At 71.8% G+C, this 24,393-nt stretch carries 20 protein-coding genes; 14 read left to right on the plus strand and 6 right to left on the minus strand.

Features of this window, described 5'->3' with window-relative positions; translation table 11 throughout:
• The first annotated feature begins 32 nt into the window (after positions 1-32).
• The 4 genes from ABD944_RS16820 (at position 33) to ABD944_RS16835 (ending at position 3,378) form a co-directional block, all read left to right on the plus strand.
• The gene (locus ABD944_RS16820; RefSeq protein ID WP_345177400.1) at positions 33-764 is read left to right on the plus strand and encodes a TetR/AcrR family transcriptional regulator; all 732 of its coding nucleotides are present in this window, start codon (positions 33-35) and stop codon (positions 762-764) included.
• Between the two features lie 128 nt (positions 765-892).
• Positions 893-1,495 (plus strand): TMEM175 family protein, encoded by a 603-nt coding sequence (locus tag ABD944_RS16825; RefSeq protein WP_345177402.1) that lies wholly within the window; start codon positions 893-895, stop codon positions 1,493-1,495.
• Positions 1,496-1,543: 48 nt separating this feature from the next.
• Positions 1,544-2,206: a response regulator transcription factor gene (locus ABD944_RS16830; protein ID WP_345177404.1), complete on the plus strand. Its 663-nt coding sequence runs from the start codon at positions 1,544-1,546 to the stop codon at positions 2,204-2,206.
• On the plus strand, positions 2,203-3,378 hold the full coding sequence (locus ABD944_RS16835) for a sensor histidine kinase (protein WP_345177406.1): 1,176 nt from the start codon (positions 2,203-2,205) through the stop codon (positions 3,376-3,378). Before ABD944_RS16830 ends, ABD944_RS16835 begins: the two co-directional genes overlap by 4 nt.
• Before the next feature lie 160 nt (positions 3,379-3,538).
• Here the strand turns inward: ABD944_RS16835 and ABD944_RS16840 are convergent, their stop codons facing one another.
• Positions 3,539-5,305 carry an AMP-binding protein gene (locus ABD944_RS16840; protein WP_345177408.1) on the minus strand — a complete coding sequence of 589 codons (1,767 nt, stop codon included), beginning with the start codon at positions 5,303-5,305 and terminating at the stop codon, positions 3,539-3,541.
• 233 nt (positions 5,306-5,538) lie between these two features.
• On the opposite strand from ABD944_RS16840, the gene ABD944_RS16845 reads away from it, so the two are divergent.
• The 5 genes from ABD944_RS16845 to ABD944_RS16865 all read left to right on the plus strand — a co-directional run bounded on the left by ABD944_RS16845 (position 5,539) and on the right by ABD944_RS16865 (position 12,340).
• Positions 5,539-6,741, plus strand: coding sequence for a thiolase family protein (locus tag ABD944_RS16845; protein WP_345177409.1), 1,203 nt, complete (start codon positions 5,539-5,541; stop codon positions 6,739-6,741).
• Positions 6,738-8,819, plus strand: coding sequence for a 3-hydroxyacyl-CoA dehydrogenase NAD-binding domain-containing protein (locus tag ABD944_RS16850; RefSeq protein WP_345177411.1), 2,082 nt, complete (start codon positions 6,738-6,740; stop codon positions 8,817-8,819). Before ABD944_RS16845 ends, ABD944_RS16850 begins: the two co-directional genes overlap by 4 nt.
• A 189-nt stretch (positions 8,820-9,008) precedes the next feature.
• Positions 9,009-10,496, plus strand: a complete 1,488-nt coding sequence (locus tag ABD944_RS16855; RefSeq protein ID WP_345177413.1) for an amino acid permease — start codon at positions 9,009-9,011, stop codon at positions 10,494-10,496.
• A gap of 64 nt (positions 10,497-10,560) precedes the next feature.
• Positions 10,561-11,910 carry an FAD-dependent oxidoreductase gene (locus ABD944_RS16860; RefSeq protein WP_345177415.1) on the plus strand — a complete coding sequence of 450 codons (1,350 nt, stop codon included), beginning with the start codon at positions 10,561-10,563 and terminating at the stop codon, positions 11,908-11,910.
• A 64-nt stretch (positions 11,911-11,974) separates the two neighbouring features.
• On the plus strand, positions 11,975-12,340 hold the full coding sequence (locus ABD944_RS16865; RefSeq protein WP_345177417.1) for a hypothetical protein: 366 nt from the start codon (positions 11,975-11,977) through the stop codon (positions 12,338-12,340).
• Here the strand turns inward: ABD944_RS16865 and dxs are convergent.
• Positions 12,337-14,259, minus strand: a complete 1,923-nt coding sequence (gene dxs / locus ABD944_RS16870) for a 1-deoxy-D-xylulose-5-phosphate synthase (protein ID WP_345177418.1) — start codon at positions 14,257-14,259, stop codon at positions 12,337-12,339. The genes ABD944_RS16865 and dxs overlap by 4 nt on opposite strands.
• A gap of 150 nt (positions 14,260-14,409) precedes the next feature.
• Here dxs and idi point away from each other — a divergent pair, with 150 nt between their 5' ends.
• The 5 genes from idi (at position 14,410) to ABD944_RS16895 (ending at position 18,923) form a co-directional block, all read left to right on the plus strand.
• Entirely contained in the window at positions 14,410-14,988 is a 579-nt protein-coding gene (gene idi / locus ABD944_RS16875; RefSeq protein WP_345177421.1) for an isopentenyl-diphosphate Delta-isomerase, read from the plus strand.
• A 152-nt stretch (positions 14,989-15,140) separates the two neighbouring features.
• On the plus strand, positions 15,141-16,445 hold the full coding sequence (locus ABD944_RS16880) for an ABC transporter substrate-binding protein (RefSeq protein WP_345177424.1): 1,305 nt from the start codon (positions 15,141-15,143) through the stop codon (positions 16,443-16,445).
• Positions 16,442-17,350 carry a carbohydrate ABC transporter permease gene (locus ABD944_RS16885; RefSeq protein ID WP_345177427.1) on the plus strand — a complete coding sequence of 303 codons (909 nt, stop codon included), beginning with the start codon at positions 16,442-16,444 and terminating at the stop codon, positions 17,348-17,350. Before ABD944_RS16880 ends, ABD944_RS16885 begins: the two co-directional genes overlap by 4 nt.
• A complete protein-coding gene (locus tag ABD944_RS16890; protein ID WP_345177429.1) occupies positions 17,347-18,252 on the plus strand; it encodes a carbohydrate ABC transporter permease in 906 nt (301 codons plus the stop codon). Before ABD944_RS16885 ends, ABD944_RS16890 begins: the two co-directional genes overlap by 4 nt.
• A gap of 242 nt (positions 18,253-18,494) precedes the next feature.
• Positions 18,495-18,923: an ASCH domain-containing protein gene (locus ABD944_RS16895; protein WP_345177430.1), complete on the plus strand. Its 429-nt coding sequence runs from the start codon at positions 18,495-18,497 to the stop codon at positions 18,921-18,923.
• Between the two features lie 15 nt (positions 18,924-18,938).
• Here the strand turns inward: ABD944_RS16895 and mug are convergent, their stop codons facing one another.
• The 4 genes from mug to ABD944_RS16915 form a co-directional block, all read right to left on the minus strand.
• Positions 18,939-19,502 (minus strand): G/U mismatch-specific DNA glycosylase, encoded by a 564-nt coding sequence (mug, locus tag ABD944_RS16900; protein WP_345177432.1) that lies wholly within the window; start codon positions 19,500-19,502, stop codon positions 18,939-18,941.
• Positions 19,502-20,221: a sulfite exporter TauE/SafE family protein gene (locus tag ABD944_RS16905; RefSeq protein ID WP_345177433.1), complete on the minus strand. Its 720-nt coding sequence runs from the start codon at positions 20,219-20,221 to the stop codon at positions 19,502-19,504. Before ABD944_RS16905 ends, mug begins: the two co-directional genes overlap by 1 nt.
• Before the next feature lie 39 nt (positions 20,222-20,260).
• Positions 20,261-21,190 carry an aldo/keto reductase gene (locus ABD944_RS16910; RefSeq protein WP_345177436.1) on the minus strand — a complete coding sequence of 310 codons (930 nt, stop codon included), beginning with the start codon at positions 21,188-21,190 and terminating at the stop codon, positions 20,261-20,263.
• 192 nt (positions 21,191-21,382) lie between these two features.
• Positions 21,383-24,148, minus strand: a complete 2,766-nt coding sequence (locus ABD944_RS16915; protein WP_345177438.1) for an aconitate hydratase — start codon at positions 24,146-24,148, stop codon at positions 21,383-21,385.
• Between the last annotated feature and the right edge of the window lie 245 nt (positions 24,149-24,393).

Genomic DNA, 24,393 nt, shown 5'->3' on the forward strand with positions numbered 1-24,393 from the left:
CGCGTCCGCGAACGGTGCCCTATGGTGGGGGCATGCCAGTCGACAAGCCGCCCATCCCCTCGGTGTGGGCACGTCCACCCGCGAAGCGGGTGCAGCCGGCGCTCAGCCGCGAGCGGATCGTCGCCGAAGCCGTCCGGCTCCTGGACGAGGAGGGCATGGAGGCGCTCAGCATGCGCGGTCTCGCCGTCCGACTGGGGACGGCGGCCACCTCGCTCTACCGCCACGTGGCCAACAAGGACGAACTGATCGAACTGGTCGTCGACGAGCTGTACGGCGAGCTGGAGGTGCCCGGCCCCGCCGGCGCGCCCGGCTGGCGGGCGCCGCTGGAGCGGTGCGCCCAGAGCCTGCGCTCGATGATCCTGCGCCACCCGTGGGTCGCGCCTGCGCTTGGCCAGGTCGGGCTCGCCGAACTCGGCCCCAACCTGATCGACCGGTCCGAGCGCCAGCTCGCCCTGTTCCATGCCGCCGGATTCCCGCCGGGCGAGGCGGAGCAGGCGATGAACGGGCTGCTCGCGTACGTGATCGGCATGAGCATCAGCGAGGCGGCGTACCTGTCGATGATCGCCCGCAGCGGCCGGACCGAGCAGGAGTGGGCCGAGGGCCTGCGCCCCGCCGCCGAGCGGGCCCTGGACGACCACCCCCGGTTGCGGGAGGGGTTCGCCGCCCGCCGCGACGCCGATCCGCGCGTGGTGCGCGACACCACCTTCGCCTACGGGCTCGACCGCTTCCTCGACGGCCTCCAGGCCAGGCTCGACGCCCCCTGACGGCGGCGTCCACCGAGCCGGTCAGAAGAAGCACGGGCACGCGCGCGGCAAGCCCGTCCTGCTGCTCGGCTGAGCTGGGGCGACACGAGGTCGAGGCGCCGGGGTAGGGTCCGGGTGTGGGACGGGCGGTGTCTCGGGATCCTGATCGGCTGGTCCTGTTCACTGATGCGGTCGTCGCGATCGCCGTGACGCTCCTTGTGCTGCCGCTGGTCGAGGTGGTGCCGGAGGCGGTGCACGCGCACCGGCGGTCGGTGGAGGTCGTCACCGGGCACCTCCCGCAGATCTGGGCGTTCGCGCTCAGCTTCGTGGTGATCACCCGGTTGTGGTTCGTGCACCACCGGGTGTTCGAGCACATCGGCGGCTACACGCGCGGCTTGATGGCGCTGAACACGGGATGGCTGTTCGCCATCGTGGTCCTGCCGTTCCCCACGGAGATGGTCGCCTCCTATCCGGGGGACGACCGCTTCACCGTGATGCTCTACATCGGGAACGTCCTCGTCGCGACCGCCTGCCAGGCCGCGCTGACCGTGCTCTCCTACCGGGACCCGGACGTCGCGTCGAAGACGGATCCGGCCGGGATCGAGTCGGTCCGCGGCGCCCTGTCGGCCGTGGTGCTGCTCGGACTGAGCCTCGCCGTGGTCGCGGTGCTCCCCGGCGTCTCGTACTACGCCCTGCTGCTGCTCTTCCTCTCGAAGCCGGTGAGCAGGATCTGGAGCCACGCCGGCCTGTGACCGCCGCCCTTATCGGGGTTTAACCCTCCTCGCGTCATGCTCGGCGGCATGCGTGTACTGATCGTCGAGGACGAGCGGGTGCTCGCGGACACGATCGCCGAGGGCCTGCGGGACGAGGCGATGGCCGTGGACGTGGTGTACGACGGCGACGACGCGCTGGAGCGCGCCTCCTACAACGAGTACGACGTGGTCGTCCTCGACCGGGATCTGCCGACCGTCCACGGGGACGACGTGTGCCGGGAGCTGGTGGGGCGGCAGAGTCCCACCCGGATCCTGATGCTGACCGCGTCCGGGGACGTCGACGACCGGGTGGACGGGCTGACGCTCGGCGCCGACGACTACCTGCCCAAGCCGTTCGTGTTCGGCGAGCTGGTGGCGCGGGTGCGGGCGCTGGCGCGCAGGTCGGGGCCGCCGGTGCCGCCCGTCCTGGAGGGGCGGGGCATCCGGCTCGATCCGCACCGGCGCAGGGCGGCGCGGGACGGGCGGGAGCTGCGGCTCACCAACAAGGAGTTCGCCGTGCTGGAGGAGCTGCTGCGGGCGGAGGGCGGCGTGGTGAGCGCCGAGCGGCTGCTGGAGCGGGCGTGGGACGAGAACATCGACCCGTTCAGCAACATCGTCCGGGTCACGATGGCGACGCTGCGGCGCAAGCTCGGGCAGCCGCCGGTGATCGAGACGGTGACGGGGTCCGGGTACCGGCTGGAGGCGCGGTGAAGAGGCTGAGCGTCAGGACGCGGCTCACGCTGGTGTACGGGTCGCTGTTCCTCGTCACGTCGGCGGCGCTGGTCGCGGTGACGTACCTGCTGACCGTCCGGACGATGGACGCCCGGTTCACCTCGCGCCAGAACGTGGACGCGACGACCGTCACCCGGCTGCGGGCGCTGGCCGTCAACGGGGACGTCACCCAGCTGGTGAAGTTGAAGGCCGACGCCGACCGGGAGCTGGCGCGGCAGAAGCACGAGGTCCTGGCGCAGCTCCTGCAGAGCTCCCTGGTGACGATGCTGGTGCTGGGCGTCCTGGGCGTGGTGATCGGGTACGTGGTGGCGGGGCGGATGCTGCGGCCGCTGCACACGGTGACCGCGACGGCGCGGCGGCTGTCGGAGAGCAACCTGCACGAGCGGATCGCGCTGGACGGCCCGCAGGACGAGATCAAGGACCTGGCCGACACCTTCGACCGGATGCTGGACCGGCTGAACCGCGCGTTCGACGCCCAGCGCCGGTTCGTCGCGAACGCCTCGCACGAGCTGCGCACACCGCTGACCATCAACCGAACGGTGCTGGAGGTCGCGCTGGCGAGCCGGCGGAGCCCGCCGGAGACGAGGGCGCTCGCGGACGTCCTGCTCGGCAACACCGCGCGCCACGAGCGGCTCATCGAGGGACTGCTGCTGCTGGCGAAGTCCGAGCGGGAGCCGGACGCGCGTGTCGGCACGCCGCTGCCGGACGTGGTGCGCAGCGCCCTCGACCAGCTCGACGGCCGGGCGGAGGAGGCGGGCGTGGACGTCGAGGCCCGGCTCGGCCCGGCGGCGGTGGCCGGTGACCCGGTGCTGCTGGAGCGGTGCGCCGTGAACCTGGTGGAGAACGCCGTGAAGTACAACGTGCGGGACGGGCGGGTCTGGGTGCGCACGGGCGTCCGGGACGGCGAGGCGTTCCTGCGGGTGGTCAACACCGGGCGGCCCGTCCCGTCCTACGAGGTCGCGACGATCTTCGAGCCGTTCCGGCGGCTGCGCGCGGACCGGACGGGGTCCCGGGACGGCGCGGGACTCGGGCTGTCGATCGTGCGGGCGGTGGTCACGGCGCACGGCGGCTCGATCGACACCGTCCCGCGGCCGGACGGCGGCCTGTCGATCACGGTCCGGCTGCCGGTGGCCGCCGAGCCCGCCGCCTAGGCCCTGCTCGAATCGGCCAGGCCACGCGCGAACGCGTGACCTGGCCGGTGGAGCGAAGCCGCAGGCGAGCGGAACCGGGCAGATCGCGAAGCGATGCCGCGTTCGCCCAGGCCCGGTCACGGAGCGAGCCGCAAGGCGAGCGACGTGGGCCGGGGCTAGATCAACACAGCGGCGGCTGCGGCCACAGGACGCGGCCCTCGGGCTCGGACCCGCCGGGGCGGGCGGTGAGCCAGCGGTGCACCACCTTGCCGGTCGCGTTGCGGGGCAGCTCGGGGATGAAGTACACGTCGCGGGGAACCGCGTATCGGGCGACCTGGGCGTGCACGTAGGCGCGGACGGCGTCGGCGTCGAGGCGGGCGCCGGGCCGCAGGACGACGTACGCGGCGAGGCGCTGCCCCCACTCGGGGTCGGGCACGCCGGTGACCGCGACCTCGCGGATCTCCGGCATCCGCATCAGCGCGTCCTCCACGTCGCCGGGGACGATGTTCTCGCCCCCGGACACGACCATGCCGTCGTTGCGGCCGTCCACGAACAGCAGCCCGCGGTGGTCGACGTGGCCGAGGTCGCCGGTGGCGAGCATGCCGTCGCGGACCTCCATCGGCTCGCCGCCGGTGTAGCCCTCGAACAGCAGCTCGTTCGCGGCGAAGATCTGCCCGCGGGTGGAGCGGCCGAGGCGGCGGCCCTGCTCGTCGAGGATCGCCAGGGCGGTGTTGCGCGGCGGGCGGCCGGCGGTGCGCGGGTCGAGCCGCAGGTCGCGCGGCGTCGCGATGGACACCCAGGACGCCTCGGTGGAGCCGTAGACGTTGTAGAGCCGGTCGCCGAACGCGTCCATGAACCGGGTCGCGAGGTCGCCGGGCAGCGCGGCGCCGCTCAGCGCCGCGATCCGCAGCGAGGACGTGTCGTACCGCTCGCGGACCTCGGGGGCCAGTTCGAGGATCCGCTGCAGCATGACCGGGACGGCGAACAGGGCGGCGTCCCGGTGGGAGGCGACGGCCCGCAGCGTCCGCTCGGGGTCGAACCGGCGGTGCAGGACGACCGGCGCCCGCAGCGCCCAGGCCATCTGCAGCGCGGCGTAGCCCCAGGTGTGGAACAGCGGCGCTTCGATGATCATGGTCTGCCGGGCGCGCAGCGGGATCCGGGACGTCATCGAGGCCAGCGGCCACAGGCCGGGCCGGGGCGGGCGGCGGGCTCCCTTCGGGCGGCCGGTGGTGCCCGAGCTCAGCATGATCGTCCGGCTTTGGATCTGCGGCGGCCCGGCGGCGGGCGCCGGGGCCGACCGGATGATCTCCTCGATGCTCGGCCCGGGGTCGGCGGGCACGGCGTCCGGGGCGGGGCGGGGCCGCGGCAGCGTCGCGGCGGGGACGGGGGCCGACAGCGGGGCGGCGGCGGGCGGCCGCCGGTCGGCCCACACCACCTTCCGGCGCAGGGCGATCGGGACGTTCGCCAGCAGCGGCGCGAACTCGGCGTCCGCGACGAGCAGGGTGGGGCGCAGCTCGCCGAGCACGGCGCGGATCTGGCCGGTTCCGAAACCGGTGTTGAGCAGCACGACCTCCGCGCCGCGCCGGGAGCAGGCGACGAGGGTCAGGGCCATGCCGCGGTGGTTGCGGCACAGGACGCCGACGCGCGGGCGGGGGCCCTGCAGCGGCAGGCCCGCGGCGAGGCGGGCGGCGAGCTCGTCCAGTTCGGCGAACGTCAGCTCGCCCTCGTCGTCGATCAGGGCGGCGCGGGACGGGGAGCGGGCGGCGGCGGAGGCGACCAGCCCGGCGAGCGTCGTGCCCCAGCGCCGCAGCGTGCCGAACTGGCGGACCGTCCCACGGGGCCCGCCGGAGAACAGCAGGCCGGTGCCGAGCAGGAGGGCGGCGAGGTCGCGGATGTGCCCGAGCCGCCGGCGCATCCCCGGCCGGTAAGCGGGCCTCGCGTGGGTCACCGTGCCCTCCTCCGGTGATTTCCGGTCACGTTACCCATCAGTCATGAGCCGGACAAGGGCATGAGAACCCCGACCCGGGGCATCAGCGCGCTGAGCGGCGCGTCAGTGGTTACTGACGAGTAGCATTAAGGGTTACCAGCAAGTAGCATCGCTGACGCGGGTCCTCGTGCCGCCGGCAGGGGCGGCGCGAGGCTCGACACCTTCACCCGAGTCCATCGCAGGGAGGACGACCCGTGCCTCGCACCGCACGCGACGTCGTGTTCGTCGACGGCGTCCGCACGCCGTTCGGCAAGGCCGGCCCCAAGGGCCTCTACGCGCAGACCCGCGCCGACGACATGGTCGTCCGCGCGATCCGCGAGCTGATGCGCCGCAACCCGTCCCTCCCGCCCGAGCGGGTGGACGAGGTCGCCGTCGCCGCCACCACCCAGACCGGGGACCAGGGCCTGACCATCGGGCGGTCCGCCGCCGTGCTGGCCGGGCTGCCGAAGAGCGTCCCCGGCTTCGCCGTCGACCGGATGTGCGCGGGGGCCATGACCGCCGTCACCACCACCGGCGCCGGGATCGCGTTCGGCTCCTACGACGTCGCCATCGCGGGCGGCGTCGAGCACATGGGCCGGCACCCGATGGGCGAGGGCGTGGACCCGAACCCGCGGTTCCTCGCCGACAAGCTGGTCGACCCGTCCGCCCTGGTCATGGGGTCGACCGCGGAGAACCTGCACGACCGGTTCCCCGGCATCACCAAGGAGCGCGCCGACGCCTACGCCGTGCGCAGCCAGCGGAAGGTCGCCGAGGCCTACGCGGCCAGGAGGATCCAGCCCGACCTGGTGCCGACCGCGGTCCGCTCCGCCGAGCTGGGCTGGGGCCTGGCCACCGAGGACGAGCCGCCGCGGCCCGGCACGACGATGGAGAGCCTGGCCTCGCTGAAGACGCCGTTCCGCGTGCACGGCAACGTCACGGCGGGCAACGCCGCCGGCCTCAACGACGGCGCCACCGCCTGCCTGCTCGCGGCCGAGGACGTCGCGCGCGAGCTCGGCCTCGCGCCGCGGATGCGGCTCGTCGACTTCGCCTTCGCGGGCGTCGAGCCGGAGGTGATGGGCGTCGGGCCGGTCCCCGCGACCGAGAAGCTCCTCGCCCGCAACGCGCTGACCATGGACGACATCGGCCTCATCGAGATCAACGAGGCCTTCGCCGTGCAGGTGCTCGCGTTCCTGGAGCACTTCAAGATCGCCGACGACGACGCGCGGGTGAACCCGTGGGGCGGCGCGATCGCCCTCGGCCACCCCCTCGCCTCGTCCGGCGTGCGGCTGATGAACCAGCTGTCCCGTCTTTTCGAGGAGCGCACGGACGTCCGGTTCGGGCTGACCACGATGTGCGTCGGCATGGGCATGGGCGGAACCGTCCTCTGGGAGAACGCGAACTGGGAGGGCGCCAAGTGAACCCCGACATCTTCAAGGACGAGGTCGTCACGCACGCGCGCGTACGCGACGTGACGCTGCCCTACGGCGCGGGCACGCTCGCGCTGATCACGCTCGACAACGGCTTCGACCACACCAAGCCCAACACGTTCGGCCCCGGCGGCCTCGCCGAGCTGAACGCCGCGCTGGACGAGGTCGCCGGGCGCGACGACATCGCGGCCGTCGGCGTCATCGGCAAGCCGTTCGTCTTCGCGGTGGGCGCCGACCTCAAGGGCGTCCCGATGATCCGGCGGCGCGAGGACGCCGCCGCCATCGGCAGGCTCGGGCACGACGTGTTCCGCCGCCTCGGCGAGCTGGGCGTCCCGTCCTTCGCCTACTACAACGGCGCGGCGATGGGCGGCGGAGTCGAGATCGGCCTGCACTGCACCTACCGGACGATCTCGCGCGGCGTCCCGGCGTTCGCGCTGCCCGAGGCGTTCCTCGGCCTCGTCCCCGGCTGGGGCGGCACCTACCTGCTGCCGAACCTGATCGGCGCCGAGAAGGCGCTCAAGGTCGTCATCGACAACCCCCTGGCCCAGAACCGGATGCTCAAGGGCGCGCAGGCCCACGAGCTCGGCATCGCCGACGCGATCTTCGACTCGGCCGACTTCCTGGAGGAGTCCCTCGCCTGGACGGCCCGGGTGCTCAAGGGCGAGATCATCGTGGGCCGCCCGGAGGTCGACAAGGGCAAGGCGTGGGACGACGCCGTCGCCATGGCCCGCTGGAACATGGAGGGCAGGCTCCACGGCGCGGCGCCGTCCTTCACCCGGGCGCTGGACCTGGTCGCCGCGGCCAAGGACCGCACCCGCGACGAGGGCTTCGCCGCCGAGGACGAGGCCCTGGCCGACCTCATCATGAGCGACGAGCTGCGCGCCGGGCTCTACGCGTTCGACCTCACCCAGAAGCGCGCGAAGCGGCCCGCCGGGGCGCCGGACAGGGAGCTCGCCCGCAAGGTCACCAAGGTCGGCGTCGTCGGCGCCGGGCTGATGGCCTCGCAGCTCGCCCTGCTGTTCGCGCGGCGCCTGGAGGTGCCGGTCGTGCTGACCGACCTCGACCAGGAGCGCCTGGACAAGGGCGTCGGCTACGCGCACGGCGAGATCGACAAGCTGCTCGGCAAGGGGCGGCTGTCCCCCGACAAGGCCAACCGCCTCAAGGGGCTCATCACCGGCTCGCTCACCAAGGACGCGTTCGCCGACGCCGACTTCGTCATCGAGGCCGTCTTCGAGGAGATGTCGGTCAAGCAGAAGGTGTTCGCCGAGGTCGAGGAGTACGTCTCCGCCGAGTGCGTCCTCGCGACCAACACCTCCTCGCTGTCGGTCACCGAGATGGCCTCCGGGCTCGCCCACCCCGAGCGGGTGGTCGGGTTCCACTTCTTCAACCCGGTCGCGGTGCTGCCGCTGCTGGAGATCGTCCGGGGCGAGCGGACCGACGACGCGGCCCTCGCCACCGCGTTCGCTGCGGGCAAGGCGCTGAAGAAGTCCTGCGTCCTGGTCAAGGACGCCCCGGCCTTCGTCGTCAACCGCGTCCTGCTGCGGCTGCTCGCCGAGATCGTCAGGACGGTGGACGAGGGCACGCCGATCGAGGTCGCCGAGCGCGCCGCCGCCCCGCTCGGCCTGCCGATGCCGCCGTTCGTGCTGATGGGCCTGGTCGGCCCGGCGATCGCGCTGCACGTCAACGAGACGCTGCACGCGGCGTTCCCGGACCGGTTCCCGCTGTCGGACAACCTGGCGGCGATGGTCGCGGCGGGCAAGAGCGGCGTGTACCTGCCCGACCTCACCCTCGACCCCGAGGTCGTGGAGATCTTCTCCGGCGGGTCGAGCCCCTCCACCGAGGAGCAGGTCCTCGACCGGGCGCTCGCGGCCCTCGCCGACGAGATCCGGATCATGCTGGACGAGGGCGTCGTCGCGGCGCCGCAGGACATCGACCTGTGCATGATCCTCGGCGCCGGCTGGCCGTTCCATCTCGGCGGCATCACCCCGTACCTGGACAGGTCCGGCGTCGCCGAGCGCGCCGCGGGCGGCCGCTTCCTGGAGCCGGGGGTCGCCTCCCTGCCCTCCTGATCCCGGCCCTCCTCGACCACGGCCCATCCCGGAAGAAGGGGCGTTCCGAACCGCCTTTGGAACGCCTCTTTTCCGGCGTTTCCCCTTGTCACGGACATGCGCGAGTTTCGGCGGATCATAACCCGCGCACAAATGGGCATACGGCTGACGGTCGTATGCCGTGCACCGGAGACGAGGGGGGCGCCGAAATTGAACGTGCTGCGCACGAAGTCGGTCGAGCAGTCGATCAGGGACACCGAGGAGCCCGAGCACCGGCTCCGCCGTGACCTGTCGGCGTTCGACCTGACGGTCTTCGGGATCGGCGTGATCATCGGAACCGGCATCTTCGTGCTCACCGGCGAGGTCGCCAAGGACAAGGCCGGTCCGGCGGTCGCGCTGTCGTTCATCCTCGCGGCCGTCGTGTGCGGCCTCGCGGCGCTCTGCTACGCCGAGTTCGCCTCCACCGTCCCGGTCGCCGGCTCGGCCTACACCTTCTCCTACGCCACGATCGGCGAGTTCCCCGCCTGGATCATCGGCTGGGACCTCATCCTGGAGATGGCCCTCGGCGCGGCCGTGGTGTCGGTCGGCTGGTCGGGATACTTCGCCTCGCTGCTGGACGACGCGGGGGTCACGATCCCGACGGCGCTCGCGGCCCCGCCGGGCGAGGGCGGGACGGTGAACATCCCGGCCATCTGCCTCGTGCTGGTGGTGACCGCGCTGCTCGTCCTCGGCGTCAAGATCTCCTCGCGGGTGAACGCGGTGGTCGTCTCGATCAAGGTGGCCATCGTGCTGCTGGTGATCTTCGCCGGGCTGTTCTTCGTCAAGGGCGCCAACTACCACCCCTTCATCCCGCCGTCCCAGCCGACGCCGAGCGTGGAGGGCCTCAAGGCGCCGCTGATCCAGGTCATGACCGGCCACGCGCCGGTCAGCTACGGCTGGCTCGGCATCTTCTCGGCCGTCGCCATCGTGTTCTTCGCCTACATCGGCTTCGACATCGTCGCGACCGCGGCCGAGGAGGCGCGGCGCCCGCAGCGGGACCTGCCGATCGGGCTCATCGGCTCCCTCATCATCACCGCCGTCCTGTACGCGGCCGTGGCGAGCGTCGTCGTCGGCATGCAGAAGTACACGGAGCTGAGCGTCGCCGCGCCGCTCGCGGACGCGTTCAAGGCCGTCGGCCATCCCGTCTTCGCCACGATCATCAGCATCGGCGCGGTCGTCGGGCTCACCACCGTCGTTCTCATCCTGCTCCTCGGGCAGAGCCGCATCTTCTTCGCGATGGGCCGCGACGGCCTGCTGCCGCCCTGGCTCTCGGCCGTCCACCCGCGCTTCGGCACCCCCTACCGCGCGACCATCATCATGGGCGTGATCGTCGCGGTGCTCGCCGGGTTCATCCCGCTCGCCGAGCTGGCCGAACTGGTCAACATCGGCACGCTGTTCGCGTTCCTCGTCGTCTCGATCGCCGTGATGATCCTGCGCCGCACCCGCCCCGACCTGCCCCGCGCGTTCCGCACGCCCTGGGTGCCGGTGATCCCGATCCTGTCGGTGCTGGCCTGCCTGTTCGTGATGATCAACCTGCCGGTGGAGACCTGGCTGCGGTTCCTCGCCTGGATGGTCGTGGGCGGTGTCGTCTACGCCGCCTACGGGTACCGCAACAGCAGGGTGGGCCGTCGGGCGGAGCAGATTCCCTCCAAGTCCTGACACCGCCCCGCCGTGACGGGAGTCACGGTGTCCTTTCGACCGACGGGTGTGCACAATGGCGCGCATGGCACCTCCAGCGCGCGTCGCGGTGATCGGGTCGGGGCCGGCGGGGATCTACGCCGCCGAGGCCCTGGTGAAGCAGGCCGGCGACGACGTGCGGGTGGACGTCTTCGACCGGCTCCCGACGCCGTACGGGCTGGTGCGCTACGGCGTCGCGCCCGACCACACCTCGATCAAGTCGATCGCCCGGTACCTGCAGCGGGTGCTGGAGAACCCGGCCGTCCGGTTCTTCGGGTGCGTCGAGCTGGGCCGCGACGTCACCCGCGACGACCTGCTCGGATGCTACGACGCCGTCGTCTACTCCACCGGCGCGATGATCGACCGGCACATGCGGATCCCCGGCGAGGACCTGCCCGGCAGCATCGCCGCCACCGACTTCGTCAACTGGTACTGCGGGCACCCCGACGCCGCCGACCACGCGTTCGACCTGTCGGTCGAGGAGGTCGCGGTGGTCGGGGTCGGGAACGTCGCCGTGGACGTCGTGCGGATCCTGGCCAAGACGGCCGCCGAACTGCGCGCCACCGACGTCCCCGAGCAGGTGATCGAGGCGCTGTCGCGCAGCCGGGTCCGGCGCGTCCACATGATCGGGCGGCGCGGGCCGGCGCAGGCGAAGTTCACCACGAAGGAGGCTCGCGAGCTGGGCGAGCTGCCCAACGCGAGCATCCACGTCAGCCCGCGGGACATGGAGCTCGACCCGGCGAGCGTGGAACTGGCCGAGAGCGACCGGCACGTCCGCGGCAACATCAAGGCGCTGAGCGCCTGGACGGACGAGCCCGCCCCCGGCCGCGCCCGCCACATCGACGTGCGGTTCTGGCGCGCCCCCGTCGAGATCCTCGGCACCGACCGCGTCGAGGGCCTCAAGCTGGAGAAGACCCGGCTGGACGAGTCGGGCCGCGTCACCGGCACCGGCGAGTTCGAGACGCTTCCGGTCGGCATGGTGCTGCGCTCCGTCGGCTACCAGAGCGTCCCGCTGGAGGGCGTCCCGTTCGACGAGCGCTCCTTCGTCGTCCCGAACGAGGGCGGCCGCATCGTCGGCCCGGACGGCGCCTTCGTGCCCCGCGAGTACGTCGCCGGCTGGATCAAGCGCGGGCCGTCCGGCGTCGTCGGGACCAACAAGTCCGACGCCGCCGAGACCGTCCGCAACCTGCTGGAGGACCTCGCGGACGCCGGGACGGCGCCCGAGCGCACCATCGAGGAGCTGCTGGAGTCGCGCGGGCTGCCCGTCGTCACCTACGACGACTGGCTCAACCTGGACGCCGCCGAGGTCGCCCTCGCCCGCAGCCTCGACCGCGGGGAGCGCGTCAAGCTCGCCCGCTGGGAGGCGATGCGGTCCGCCTGCCGGGGTTCCGCGTGATCCTTCCGAAGTCCCCGCCGGGAAACTAGTGACGCAAAGGTGACCCGGACGCTACGGTGCGCGTGTGACCGGCGGTCCTGAACTGCACGGGTTCCCCCCACCCGAGACGGTCCCCGACCTCAGGTGGCTAGGACCCGACTACGTCTCCGTACTCGTGTACGACCTGACGCGAGGTCTCCTGCGCCAGGATCCGCGCACGTCCGTCATGGGCGTGCGCTGCGAGGGCATGCCCCGGCTGGCGCCCTCGGTCGACCCGGCGGGGGTCATCCGCGCGCACGACGCGTGCTTCCCGCTCCAGGTCTACGTCCAGGACGGCGCGGGGCGCCCCTGGTGCCTGCGCGGGCGATGGACGTACTTCGGACGCGACCTCGGCACGTCCGGCGCGTCCATCACCCACGCGTGGCGGCTGCTGTCCGCCGAGGGCGGCTAGGAGCGCTCGTCGGAGGTGGCGGGCTCGTCGGCCTCGGCGGTGAGGCGGGCCACCGACTCGGTCACGTCGCGCGCCAGCGCCTGCGGCGTGAGGCCGATGTCGGCGAGGATCTGCCCCCGGGACGCGTGGTCGAGGAACTCCTGCGGGATGCCGAAGGTGCGCAGGGGCGCGTCGACGCCGGCGTCGCGCAGCAGCCGGGCCACCGCGTCGCCGACGGCGCCGGTGCGGCCGTTGTCCTCGGCGACGGCGACGAGCGTGTGCTCGCGGGCGAGGTCGAGCAGCGCCGGGTCGAGCGGCTTGACCCACCGGGGGTCGACGACGGTGACGCCGATGCCCTGCGCGGCGATCAGCTCCGCCGCCTCGACCGCCGGTGTCGCCATCGAACCGGCCGCGACCATGAGGACGCGGGCGCCGTTGGAGCCGTCGTGGCGGGCCAGCACGTCCATGCCGCCGGCCTTGCCGACCGCCTCGACGTCGGCGGCGGCCGGGCCCTTGGGGTAGCGGATCGCGGTCGGGCCGTCGGAGACCGCCACGCACTCGCGCAGCAGCTCGCGGAGCCGGGCGCCGTCGCGCGGGACGGCGATGCGCAGGCCCGGGACGAGCTGCAGGATCGACAGGTCCCACATGCCGTTGTGGCTGGCGCCGTCGCTGCCGGTCACGCCGGAGCGGTCCAGGGCGAAGGTGACGGGCTGGCGGTGCAGCGCCGCGTCCATCAGGACCTGGTCGAAGGCGCGGTTGAGGAACGTGGCGTACAGCGCCACGACCGGGTGCAGCCCGCCCATCGCGAGGCCGGTGGCGGAGGTGACCGCGTGCTGCTCGGCGATGCCCACGTCGAAGATGCGGTCGGGGAAGGCCTCGGCGAACGGCGCGAGCCCGACCGGGTAGAGCATCGCGGCGGTGATGCCGACGACGTCGCGGCGCTCGCGCCCGATCGCCACCATCTCCTCGCCGAAGACCTTCGTCCAGTCGGGGCCGCCCTTGCCGGTGACGAACTTGCCGGTGGCGGGGTCGAACGCGCCGCCGCCGTGCATGCAGTCCTCGGTGTCGTTCTCGGCGGGGGCGTAGCCGCGGCCCTTGGTGGTGATGCAGTGCACGATCACCGGGCGGCCGAACCCGCGGGCGCGGCGCAGCGCCCGCTCGACGGCGTCCTCGTCGTGGCCGTCGATCGGGCCGACGTACTTCATGCCGAGGTCCTCGAACATGGCCTGCGGCTGGAGGACGTCCTTGAGGCCCTTCTTGATGCCGTGCAGCGCCTCGTAGGCGACGTTGCCGACCACGGGCGCCCGCGGCACCGTCTTCTTGATCAGGTCGAGCGCGTTCTCGTAGCCCTGGGTGACGCGCAGGTCGGCCAGGTGCGAGGCGAGGCCGCCGATGGTCGGCGAGTAGGAGCGGCCGTTGTCGTTGACGACGACGATGACGGGGCGGTCGACGCCGGCGGCGATGTTGTTCAGCGCCTCCCAGCACATGCCGCCGGTCAGCGCGCCGTCACCGACGACCGCGACGACGGCGCGGTCGTCCTCGCCGCGCAGCTGGAACGCCTTGGCGAACCCGTCGGCGTAGGACAGGGCCGTCGAGGCGTGCGAGTTCTCGATGATGTCGTGCTCGGACTCGGCGCGGCTCGGGTAGCCCGACAGGCCGCCGCGCTGGCGCAGCAGCTCGAAGTCGTGCCGGCCGGTGAGAATCTTGTGCACGTAGGCCTGGTGGCCCGTGTCGAAGAGAATCTTGTCGTGCGGCGAGTCGAAGACGCGGTGCAGCGCGATCGTCAGCTCGACCGCGCCCAGGTTGGGCCCCAGGTGCCCCCCGGTCTTGGAGACCGCCTGGACGAGGAACTCGCGGATCTCCTCCGCGAGCCGAGACAGCTGAGCGGCGTCCAGTCGCTTGAGGTCGTCGGGACCCGTGATCGACTCCAGCAAGCTCACTCGTTTCAACTCCTCCGTCGGGGATTCGGTCTCCCCTGGCTCGGGCCGTTCCGAGTTTAATCCCGGTTCGCCCGCGACGCGCCGCAGACCACCCGCCCGGGGGGTGTGAAAAGACTGACCCCGGTGCGAGGGATGAGGTAGGAAAAGAGCATGGGCGTCGAAGAGATTGTGCTGCTCAACGCGGACGACGAGGCCGTCGGAACCGCGCCCAAGAGCGCCAGCCACCATAGAGACACGCCGTACCACCTGGCCTTCTCCTGCTATGTCACAGACACGGAGGGTCGTGTGCTGATCACTCAGCGCGCCCTCGGGAAGCGCACCTTCCCCGGCGTCTGGACGGGCAGCTGCTGCGGCCATCCGGGCCCCGGCGAGAAGCTGCGCGACGCCGTGCTCCGGCGATTGCAGGACGAGCTGGACATCCAGGACGCGACGCTGACCCCGGTCCTGCCGCGGTTCCAGTACCGGGCCGTGGCCGACGACGGGACGGTCGAGCACGAGCGCTGCCCGGTCGTGCGCGCCGTCGTCCCCGCGGGCGAGGCCGTCCACCCGAATCCCGAGGAGGTGGAGCGGGCCGAGTGGTGGACGTGGGAGCAGTGCCTGGAGCTGACCGGAAAGCCCGAGTCCTCTCCCTGGTACCGGCTCCAGCTGGCCGAACTGGCGCCGCTCGGCACGCCGCTCGACTGGCCGGACGCGGGCCGCGCCGGCCTGCCGCCCGCCCTCGGCTGGTAGCCGGGGGCGGCCGCGCCCGGGCCGCGCCCGGCGGGGCGCGGGCCGGGCCGGTGTGGCGCGCATCACCGAAAGATCACTATTCGGCGTCCGGTGTTGACCGTCCGTCCGTCCAAGCAGACGCTTGTTTCTCGGTGCAACCGAAGGGACGGACGATGCGAGTACGTGCTCCCCGGCGCCGCTGGACGGCGGTCGCGGCGTTGACCATGACGGCCGCCGTCGCCGTGTCGGCCTGCGGCGGCAGCGACGACAAGGGCTCCAACGACACATCCCAGGTCGAGGTCTTCTCCTGGTGGACCGGTCCGGGCGAAGCGGACGGGCTCGCCGCGATGCAGGCCGACTTCGAGAAGAAGAACGCCGGAACCAAGTTCGTCAACGCGGCCATCGCCGGCGGATCCGGCACCCAGGCCCAGGCCGTGCTGGCGAGCCGGCTGCAGAACCGCAAGCCGCCGGACTCCTTCCAGGGCCACGCGGGCGCCGAGCTGCTCGACTACATCAAGGCCGGGCAGATCGAGCCGCTCGACTCCTTCTACGACGAGAACAACCTGAAGTCGGTCTACCCGCAGCAGCTCCTCGACCAGATCAGCTACCAGGGGAAGATCTACTCGGTGCCGGTGAACATCCACCGGTCGAACATGCTCTGGTACAACCCGGGCATCCTCAGGGACGCCGGGATCTCGGGGCCGCCCGCGACGATCGCCGACTTCATCACCGCGCTGAAGGCCGTCAAGGACAAGACCAAGAAGGTCCCGCTGTCGCTCGGCGCGCAGTGGACGGCCGACCACCTGCTGGAGAACGTCCTGCTGGGCGACCTCGGCACCGACGCCTACAACGCGCTGTGGAAGCCGGGCGCCGACTGGGGCAGCCCGGCCGTCACCAAGGCGCTCACCGACTACGCCGAAATCATGAAGTACACGACGCTGGAGGCCGCGTCCACGGACTGGCAGGGCGCCGCGAAGGCCGTCGTCGACGGCAAGGCCGCGTTCAACATCATGGGCGACTGGGCGTACGGGTACTTCACCGGGAGCGCCCCCAACGGGCTCGGCAAGAAGCTCGACACCGACTTCAAGTACGCGCCCTCCCCCGGCACCGACGGCACCTACCTGTGGCTGTCGGACAGCTTCACCCTGCCCAAGAACGCGCCTCACCGCGGCGGGGCCCTCGCGTGGCTGAAGGAGGTGTCCAGCAAGGAGGGGCAGGACCTGTTCAACCCGAAGAAGGGATCCGTCCCCGCCCGCAAGGACGCCGACAAGAGCCTCTACAAGGGCTACCTCCAGTACGCGTTCGAGCAGTGGAACAAGCCCGGCATCAAGCTGGCGGGCTCGTTCTGGCACGGCGTCAACGCCAGTAAGAAGCAGCACACCGACATCGACACGGCGGTGGGCCTCTTCCTGCAGAACAAGGACGTCGCCAAGCTGCAGCAGGGGCTGGTGAGCGCGGCCAAGAACAGCGGCCAGTGAGGCCCTCCGGCTCCAGGTGGGCCCGTAGCCGCAGGTGGCTGCCCGGGCTGCTGCTGGTCTCGCCGTCCATCGTCGCGATCGGCCTGTTCGTCTACGGGCTCATCTTCTGGAACACGCGGGTCGCGGTGAGCGGCAAGCACGACGAGGTCACCGAGTACGGGTTCGACAAGGGAAGGAACTTCGTCGACCTGTGGGACCAGCCCAGCTGGCCCGGCGCGGTGAAGCACGCGCTGCTGTTCACGGCGGTCTTCGTCGTCGGCGCCCTGGTGCTCGGCGCGTTCCTGGCGTTCCTGATGGACAAGGGCATCAGGGGCGAGGCGTCTTTCCGCGTCGTCTACCTGTTCCCCATGGCGGTGTCGTTCATCGCCAGCGGCGTCGTGTGGCGCTGGCTGATGAACCCGGCGCCGCCGGAGCGCGCGGTCGGCCTGAACCAGCTGTTCGGCAAGCTGCACCTCGGCGCGCTGGCGAACAGCTGGTGGCAGGACCCGGACTGGGGCATGGCGGCCATGGCCCTGCCCGCGATCTGGCAGATGTCCGGGTACGTCATGGCGCTGTACCTCGCCGGCTTCCGCGGCGTCCCCGGCGAGCTGCGGGAGGCGGCGCGGGTGGACGGCGCGTCCGAGTGGAAGGTGTACCGGTACGTGGTGTTCCCGCAGCTCCGTCCGGTGACGCTGTCCGCACTGATCATCCTCGGGCACATCTCGCTGAAGGTGTTCGACCTGATCATGGCGATCGCGGGCAAGCAGATCATCACCTATGTGCCGGCCGTGGCCGCCTATGTCGAGATCTTCGACCGGCACGACCCGGCGAACGGCGCCACGATCGCCACCTACCTGCTGCTCGCGGTGGCCGTGCTGGTGATCCCCTATCTGGTCTGGTCGGTGCGGACGGAGCGGACGCGATGACGGGCGTGGAGGCGTCCCCGGCGCCGGCGCGGCGCCGGGCGGCGGGCGGGCGGCGCGGCGCGGCGGCGGAGCCGGGGAGGTCGTCCGGCGCCTGGCGGGCCGTCAAGCTGGCCGTCCTGCTGGCGTTCGTCGTGCTCTTCCTGATCCCCGTGTACGTGCTGGTGGTCACGAGCTTCAAGCCGCTGGACGAGGCGGACCCGAGCAGCGCGTGGAACCTGCCGGGCCAGTGGAGCACGTCCGGCTGGAGCTCGGCGTGGGACGCGCTGAAGCCCGGCCTGGTGAACAGCGTCAAGATCGCCGTCTCGGGGTCGCTGATCTCGGCGGTGCTCGGCTCGCTGAACGGCTACGTGCTGTCCAAATGGCGGTTCCCGGGCGCGGACGTCGTCTTCACGCTGTTCCTGTTCGGCATGTTCATCCCGTACCAGGCGGTGATGATCCCGCTGGCGGGCCTGCTCACCGACATGGAACTGGTGGGCACGATCCGCGGCCTCGTCCTCGCGCACGTCGTGTACGGCATCCCGATCTGCACGCTGATCTTCCGGAACTACTACGTGACGATCCCGGACGAGCTGGTCGAGGCGGCCCGCGTCGACGGCGCCGGGATGCTCCGCACCTACTGGTCGGTCGTCCTGCCCGTGTCGGCGCCGGCGTTCGCGGTGACGCTGATCTGGCAGTTCACCTCGATGTGGAACGACTTCCTGTTCGCGGTGTTCCTCGGCGCCCCCGACAGCTGGCCGGTCACGGTGATGCTGAACAACACGGCCGGCTCGGGGGCCGTGGCCGTCCAGTACAACCAGCAGATGGCCGAGGCGCTCCTCGCGTCCCTGCCGACCCTCCTGGTCTACCTGCTCCTCGGACGGTTCTTCATGCGCGGCCTCATGGCGGGCGCGTTGAAGGGCTGAGAATTCCACCGGCGCGTCAACCGCATATCGACCTCAAGCGTCACATGGGTGATCAACCACCTCATGGGTTGAAAGGCCCATGACGGACAAGGACCCTTTCGCCTTGTGCGTTGGCAATTCCTGCGGGATGCGCCTAGCCTCTCGGGCATCGTCGTACGACACCCGGCGTCCGTCGCCGGGCGTCCCGGCGATCCCGGGGGCGAACGGACCGGGCGGACAACGGAGGTGACCGCGTGCAGGCGATGAGTGTTCAGCAGCCCTGGGCGTTCGCGATCGCGCGTGGTGGCAAGAGCGTGGCGAACCAGAGCTTCCCGACCGCCTACCGCGGTCCCCTCCTCATCCACGCCTCGATGCGCGTCGACCTGAAGGCGTGCGACTCCCCGCTGGTCCAGGCGGCCGGCTGGGACCCGCGCGACCCGCTCGCCACGATCGGCGCCGTCATCGCGGTCGCCGAACTCGACGACGTCTGCTCCGCCGCCGTCCGCGGCGCCTCCTGCGACTGCGGCCCCTGGGCCGACTCGGCCTCCCACCACTGGCTCCTGTCCGGCATCCGGGCCCTCCCCCGCCCCATCGTCGCCCTGGGCCGCACGGACCTGTGGCAGCCCACCCCCAGCCTCCTCAAAGAGGTCGAGACGATGTTCGCGAGCGCCGCCCTGCACAACGCCACCTGAGCGGAAGAAGGATCCTCAGGAGGCTCTGAGGGCTTCGGCGGCTTCGCGGAGGCGGGCGAACTCGGCGGCGATGCGGTCGAGGGGCCAGCTCGCGTTGAGGCCGCTCGGGTTGGGCAGGACCCACAGGCGCGCGGGGCCGAAGTCCTCGTCCTGCGGGCCGATCCGCGTCCGGGGGCGGGCGAAGGCGGTGCGGTAGGCGGTGACGCCCGCGACGGCCAGGTAGGCCGGGCGGTGGCGTTCGACGAGGGCGGCCAGGCGGCGCCCGCCCTCGCGGAGCTCCGCCTCGGTCAGCTCGTCGGCGCGGGCGGTGGTGCGCGGCGCCAGGTTGGTGATGCCGAGGCCGTAGCCGGGCAGGAGGTCCTGCTCGGACGGGTGCAGCCGCCGGTCGGTGAAGCCGGACAGGTGCAGCGCGGGCCAGAAGCGGTTGCCGGGACGGGCGAAGTGGCGGCCGGTCGCCCCCGAGTACAGGCCCGGGTTGATGCCGCAGAACAGGACACGGAGCGTCCCGGGGGCCTCGGGCAGGACGTCGGGGATGACGCGGTCGCGGGCGGCCTCCAGGTCGGCCTTGGTGGGGCGCATCAGATCAGGTTACGGACGATGAGCGCCACCGCGGACGTCCCGACGACGGCGAGGAGCGCGACGCGCAGGCGCCCGGCGTCCAGGTAGCGGCGCAGCGGGCCGGCGGCGAGGAACCCGGCGAACACGAACGGGACCAGCTCCGCGCCCGCGACGACCTGCCGGGCCGGGAGGCGGCCGGCGGCGGCGAGGGTGAGGAGCGACAGCAGGGCGCCGACGATGAAGAAGACCGCCAGGGTCGCGCGGACGCGGGGGCCGCTCTCGCGCTGGTAGAGCAGCGCGATCGGCGGGCCGCCGATGCCGGAGGCGGTGCCGGTCGTCCCGGAGATGACGCCGGCGGTGGCGAGCGTGCGGCGGTTGCGCGGCAGGTCCGCGGTCCAGGCGGTCAGGGCGAGCGCGGCGAGGACGACCACGCCGATCACGACGCCGAGGACGCGGTCCGGGGCGGCCGCCACCAGCCACACGCCGGCCGGCGTGCCGGCGAGGCGGCCGGCGAACGCCCAGCCGAGCCCGCGCAGGTCCGCGTGCCGCAGTTCCTGGGCGAGCGTCGCGAACGGCAGCACGAGCGCGATGACGAGGATCGCGCCCGGCATCAGGGACGGGTACAGCATCGTCACGATCGGCGTCGCGACCAGCCCGACGCCGAGGCCGACGCTGCCCTGCACGATCGCGCCGGCCAGCGCGGCAAGGCCGCCGATCAGGACGAAATCGACAGGTGGCACGCCGAGTGAGCCTACCGCCCGGTCAGCCGGACACCGCGGTCAGGCGGACGCGGCGGTCAGGCGGTCGAGCTGGTCGGCGGTGAGCGTCGTGCGGGCGGCCTCCACGAGCGGCGGGAGCTGCTCCAGGGTGCGGGCGCTCGCGATGGGCGCGGCGACGGTCGGCTGGGCGGCGAGCCAGGCGAGGGCGACCGTCGCGACCGGGACGCCCTGCTCCTCGGCGACGATGTCCAGCGCCGCCAGGACGGCGCGCCCGCGCTCGGTCTCCAGGTGCCGCGCCGCGCCTCCGGCGCGCGCGCTGTCCACCGTGGACCCGGGGCGGTACTTCCCGGTGAGGAAGCCGGACGCCAGCCCGTAGTACGGGACGGCGGCGAGCCCGTACTTCTCGGCCAGGTCGCGTCGCGGTCCCTCGTAGGAGCCGCGGGAGACGAGGTTGTACTCGGGCTGGATGGCGACGTAGCGGGCCGTCCCCTCGCGTTCGGCGAACTCCAGGGAGGCCTGGAGCCGGTCCAGCTCGATGTTCGACACCCCGATCTGCCGGATCTTGCCGGCGGCGACCAGGGCGTCCAGCGTCGTCATGATCTCCTCGACGGGCACCGACGGGTCGTCGAAGTGGGTGAAGTACAGGTCGATGCGGTCGGTGCGCAGCCGCCGCAGCGAGTCGTCCACGGCCGCCCTCATCGTCGCCGCGGACAGGCCCTGGTGCTCGGGGTGCCTGCCCCCCTTGGTCGCGATCACGAGGTCGTCGCGGTTGCCCCGCGACTCGGCCCACTCCCCGATGATCGATTCGGACTCGCCGCCGCGGTTGCCCTCCACCCACGCCGAGTAGGAGTCGGCGGTGTCGAGGAAGTCGCCGCCGGCCGCCGCGTAGGCGTCCAGGATCTCGAACGAGCGCTCCCGGTCCGCCGTCCAGCCGAAGACGTTGCCGCCCAGGCAGAGCGGGAAGACGTCCAGTTCACCGATCTTGTGCATGGCTTCCTTGTCGTCGATCGCGGAAGGGGTTCCAGGGACCACTACCCCGTGCCGGCCGCGCTAGCCGCGACCTGGGCGGCGAGCGCGCGGGCGAGCGCGTCGGGCGTCCCGAGGACGTGGCGCAGGCGATCCTGCCGACCGTACGGAACGGGCCGCCCCCCGGTGGGGAGGCGGCCCGTTTCGGGGTGCGGACTACTTGCGGAGCAGGTTCCGCAGGACGTACTGGAGGATGCCGCCGTTGCGGTAGTAGTCGGCCTCGCCGGGGGTGTCGATGCGGACGACCGCGGCGAACTCCTTGCCGTCGGCCCTGACGGTGACCTCCTCCGGGATCCCGCCCTCGTTGAGCGCGGTGACGCCGGTGATGTCGAACGTCTCGGTGCCGGTGAGGCCGAGGGACTCGGCCGACTCCCCGTCCCTGAACTGCAGCGGCAGGACGCCGAGGCCGATCAGGTTCGAGCGGTGGATGCGCTCGTAGGACTGGGCGATGACGGCGCGGACGCCGAGCAGCGCGGTGCCCTTGGCCGCCCAGTCGCGCGACGAGCCGGAGCCGTACTCCTTGCCCGCGACGACCACGAGCGGGGTGCCCTGCGCCGCGTAGTTCTGCGCGGCGTCGTAGATGAACGCCTGCGGCGCGCCCTCCTGGGTGAAGTCGCGGGTGTAGCCGCCCTCGACGCCGTCCAGGAGCTGGTTGCGCAGCCGGATGTTGGCGAACGTCCCGCGGATCATGACCTCGTGGTTGCCGCGGCGCGAGCCGTAGGAGTTGAAGTCCTTGACCGCGACGCCGTTGTCCTCCAGGTACCGCGCGGCGGGCGTGCCGGCCTTGATGGACCCGGCCGGGGAGATGTGGTCGGTGGTGACCGAGTCGCCGAGCTTGGCCAGGACGCGGGCGCCGTGGATGTCGGCGACCGGCTCCGGCTCGGCGCCCATGCCGTCGAAGTACGGCGCCTTGCGGACGTAGGTCGACGCGGCGTCCCACTCGAACAGGTCGCCGGTCGGGATGTCGAGGTTCCGCCAGCGGTCGTCGCCCTTGAAGACGTCGGCGTAGCTCTCGGTGAACATCTCCTGCCCGATGGACGACTCGACGATCGCGGCGACCTCCTCCGGCGCGGGCCAGATGTCGGCCAGGCGGACCGGGCCGTCGTCGCCCTCGGCGATCGGGTCGTTCAGGATGTCGATGTCCATCGTCCCGGCGAGCGCGTAGGCGATGACCAGCGGCGGCGAGGCCAGGTAGTTCATCTTCACGTCGGGGCTGATGCGGCCCTCGAAGTTGCGGTTGCCCGACAGGACAGCGGTGACCGCGAGGTCGTTGTCGTTGACCGCCTTGGAGATCTCCGGCTGCAGCGGGCCGGTGTTGCCGATGCAGGTGGTGCAGCCGTACCCGACCAGGTTGAAGCCGATCTTGTCGAGGTACGGGGTGAGGCCGGCGCGCTCCAGGTAGTCGGTGACGACCTGGGATCCGGGCGCGAGGGAGGTCTTCACCCACGGCTTGCGGGTCAGGCCCTTGTCCACCGCGTTCTTCGCCAGCAGCGCCGCCCCGATCATCACGTACGGGTTGGAGGTGTTGGTGCAGGAGGTGATGGCCGCGACGGCGACGTGCCCGTGGTCGAGCTCGAAGGACGTCCCGTCGTCCAGGGTGACCGGGACGGGGTTGTGCGGGCGCTCGGACCCGTTGGAGCCGTGCTGCCGCGGCTTGTCGCCGTCGGTGTCGCCGCTGATCGCCGGGGAGTCCGAGGCCGGGAACGACTCGCTGGAGGCCTCGTCGGCCGGGCCCTGGATGCTCTCGGCGTAGTTCAGCACGTCCCGCCGCCAGGTCTGCTTGGCCTCGGACAGGGAGATGCGGTCCTGCGGGCGCTTCGGGCCGGCCAGCGACGGGACGACCGTCGCGAGGTCCAGCTCCATGTACTCGGAGAACTCCGGCTCCACCGACGGGTCGAGCCACAGGCCCTGCGCCTTGGCGTAGGCCTCGACGAGCGCGATCTGCTCCTCGTCGCGGCCGGTGAGGCGCAGGTACTTCAGCGTTTCGTCGTCGATCGGGAAGATCGCGCAGGTGGAGCCGAACTCGGGGCTCATGTTGCCGATCGTGGCGCGGTTCGCCAGCGGCAGCGCCTGCACGCCCTCGCCGTAGAACTCGACGAACTTGCCGACGACGCCGTGCTCGCGCAGCATCTCGGTGATGGTGAGCACCAGGTCGGTGGCGGTCGTCCCGGCGGGCATCTCGCCGGTCAGCTTGAAGCCGACGACGCGCGGGATGAGCATGGAGATCGGCTGGCCGAGCATCGCGGCCTCCGCCTCGATGCCGCCGACGCCCCAGCCGAGCACGCCGATGCCGTTCTCCATCGTCGTGTGGGAGTCGGTGCCGACGCAGGTGTCGGGGTAGGCGACCCCGCCCCGGTCGAACACCACGCGGGCCAGGTGCTCGATGTTCACCTGGTGGACGATGCCGGTGCCGGGCGGGACGACCTTGAACTCGTCGAACGCCGTCTGCCCCCAGCGCAGGAACTGGTAGCGCTCCTTGTTGCGCTCGTACTCGCGCTGCACGTTGCGCTCGAAGGCGTCCGGCGAGCCGAAGTAGTCGACGATCACCGAGTGGTCGATCACCATCTCGGCCGGCGCCAGCGGGTTGATCCTGGTCGGGTCGCCGCCGAGGTCGCGCACCGCCTCGCGCATCGTGGCCAGGTCGACCACGCACGGCACGCCGGTGAAGTCCTGCATGATCACCCGGGCGGGGGTGAACTGGATCTCCTTGCTCGGCTTGGCCTTCGCGTCCCACTGGGCGAGCGCGCGGATGTGGTCGGCGGTGACGTTGGCGCCGTCCTCGGTGCGCAGCAGGTTCTCCAGCAGCACCTTGAGGCTGTACGGGAGACGGGCCGAGCCCTCGACGGCGTCCAGCCGGTAGATGTCGTACGACCTGTCGCCGACCTGCAGCTTGTCGAGACTGCCGAAGCTGTTCGCGGACACGGACTCCTCCTCCGTCGCCACCGCGCGTCCGGTCCGGGACATGAGCGCGCGGCGCTGGGTTGATCTTCAGTAAGGCCCGTCCCCGAGGCCGACGCGGGACGGCGCGCGGCGGGACGGGAGCTTCGTCTCCCTTGATCCTGCCTTAGTCGGACTCCTGACCGGGAATCAGGGCCGCCTAACTTCCGCCGGTTTTCTCTCGACGTCAAGCTATCTTCATTTTATCTCGACATCAAGCTACTTGTCCC

Origin of the sequence: Actinomadura verrucosospora (assembly GCF_039540335.1) — a bacterium.
Lineage (GTDB): Bacteria > Actinomycetota > Actinomycetes > Streptosporangiales > Streptosporangiaceae > Spirillospora > Spirillospora verrucosospora.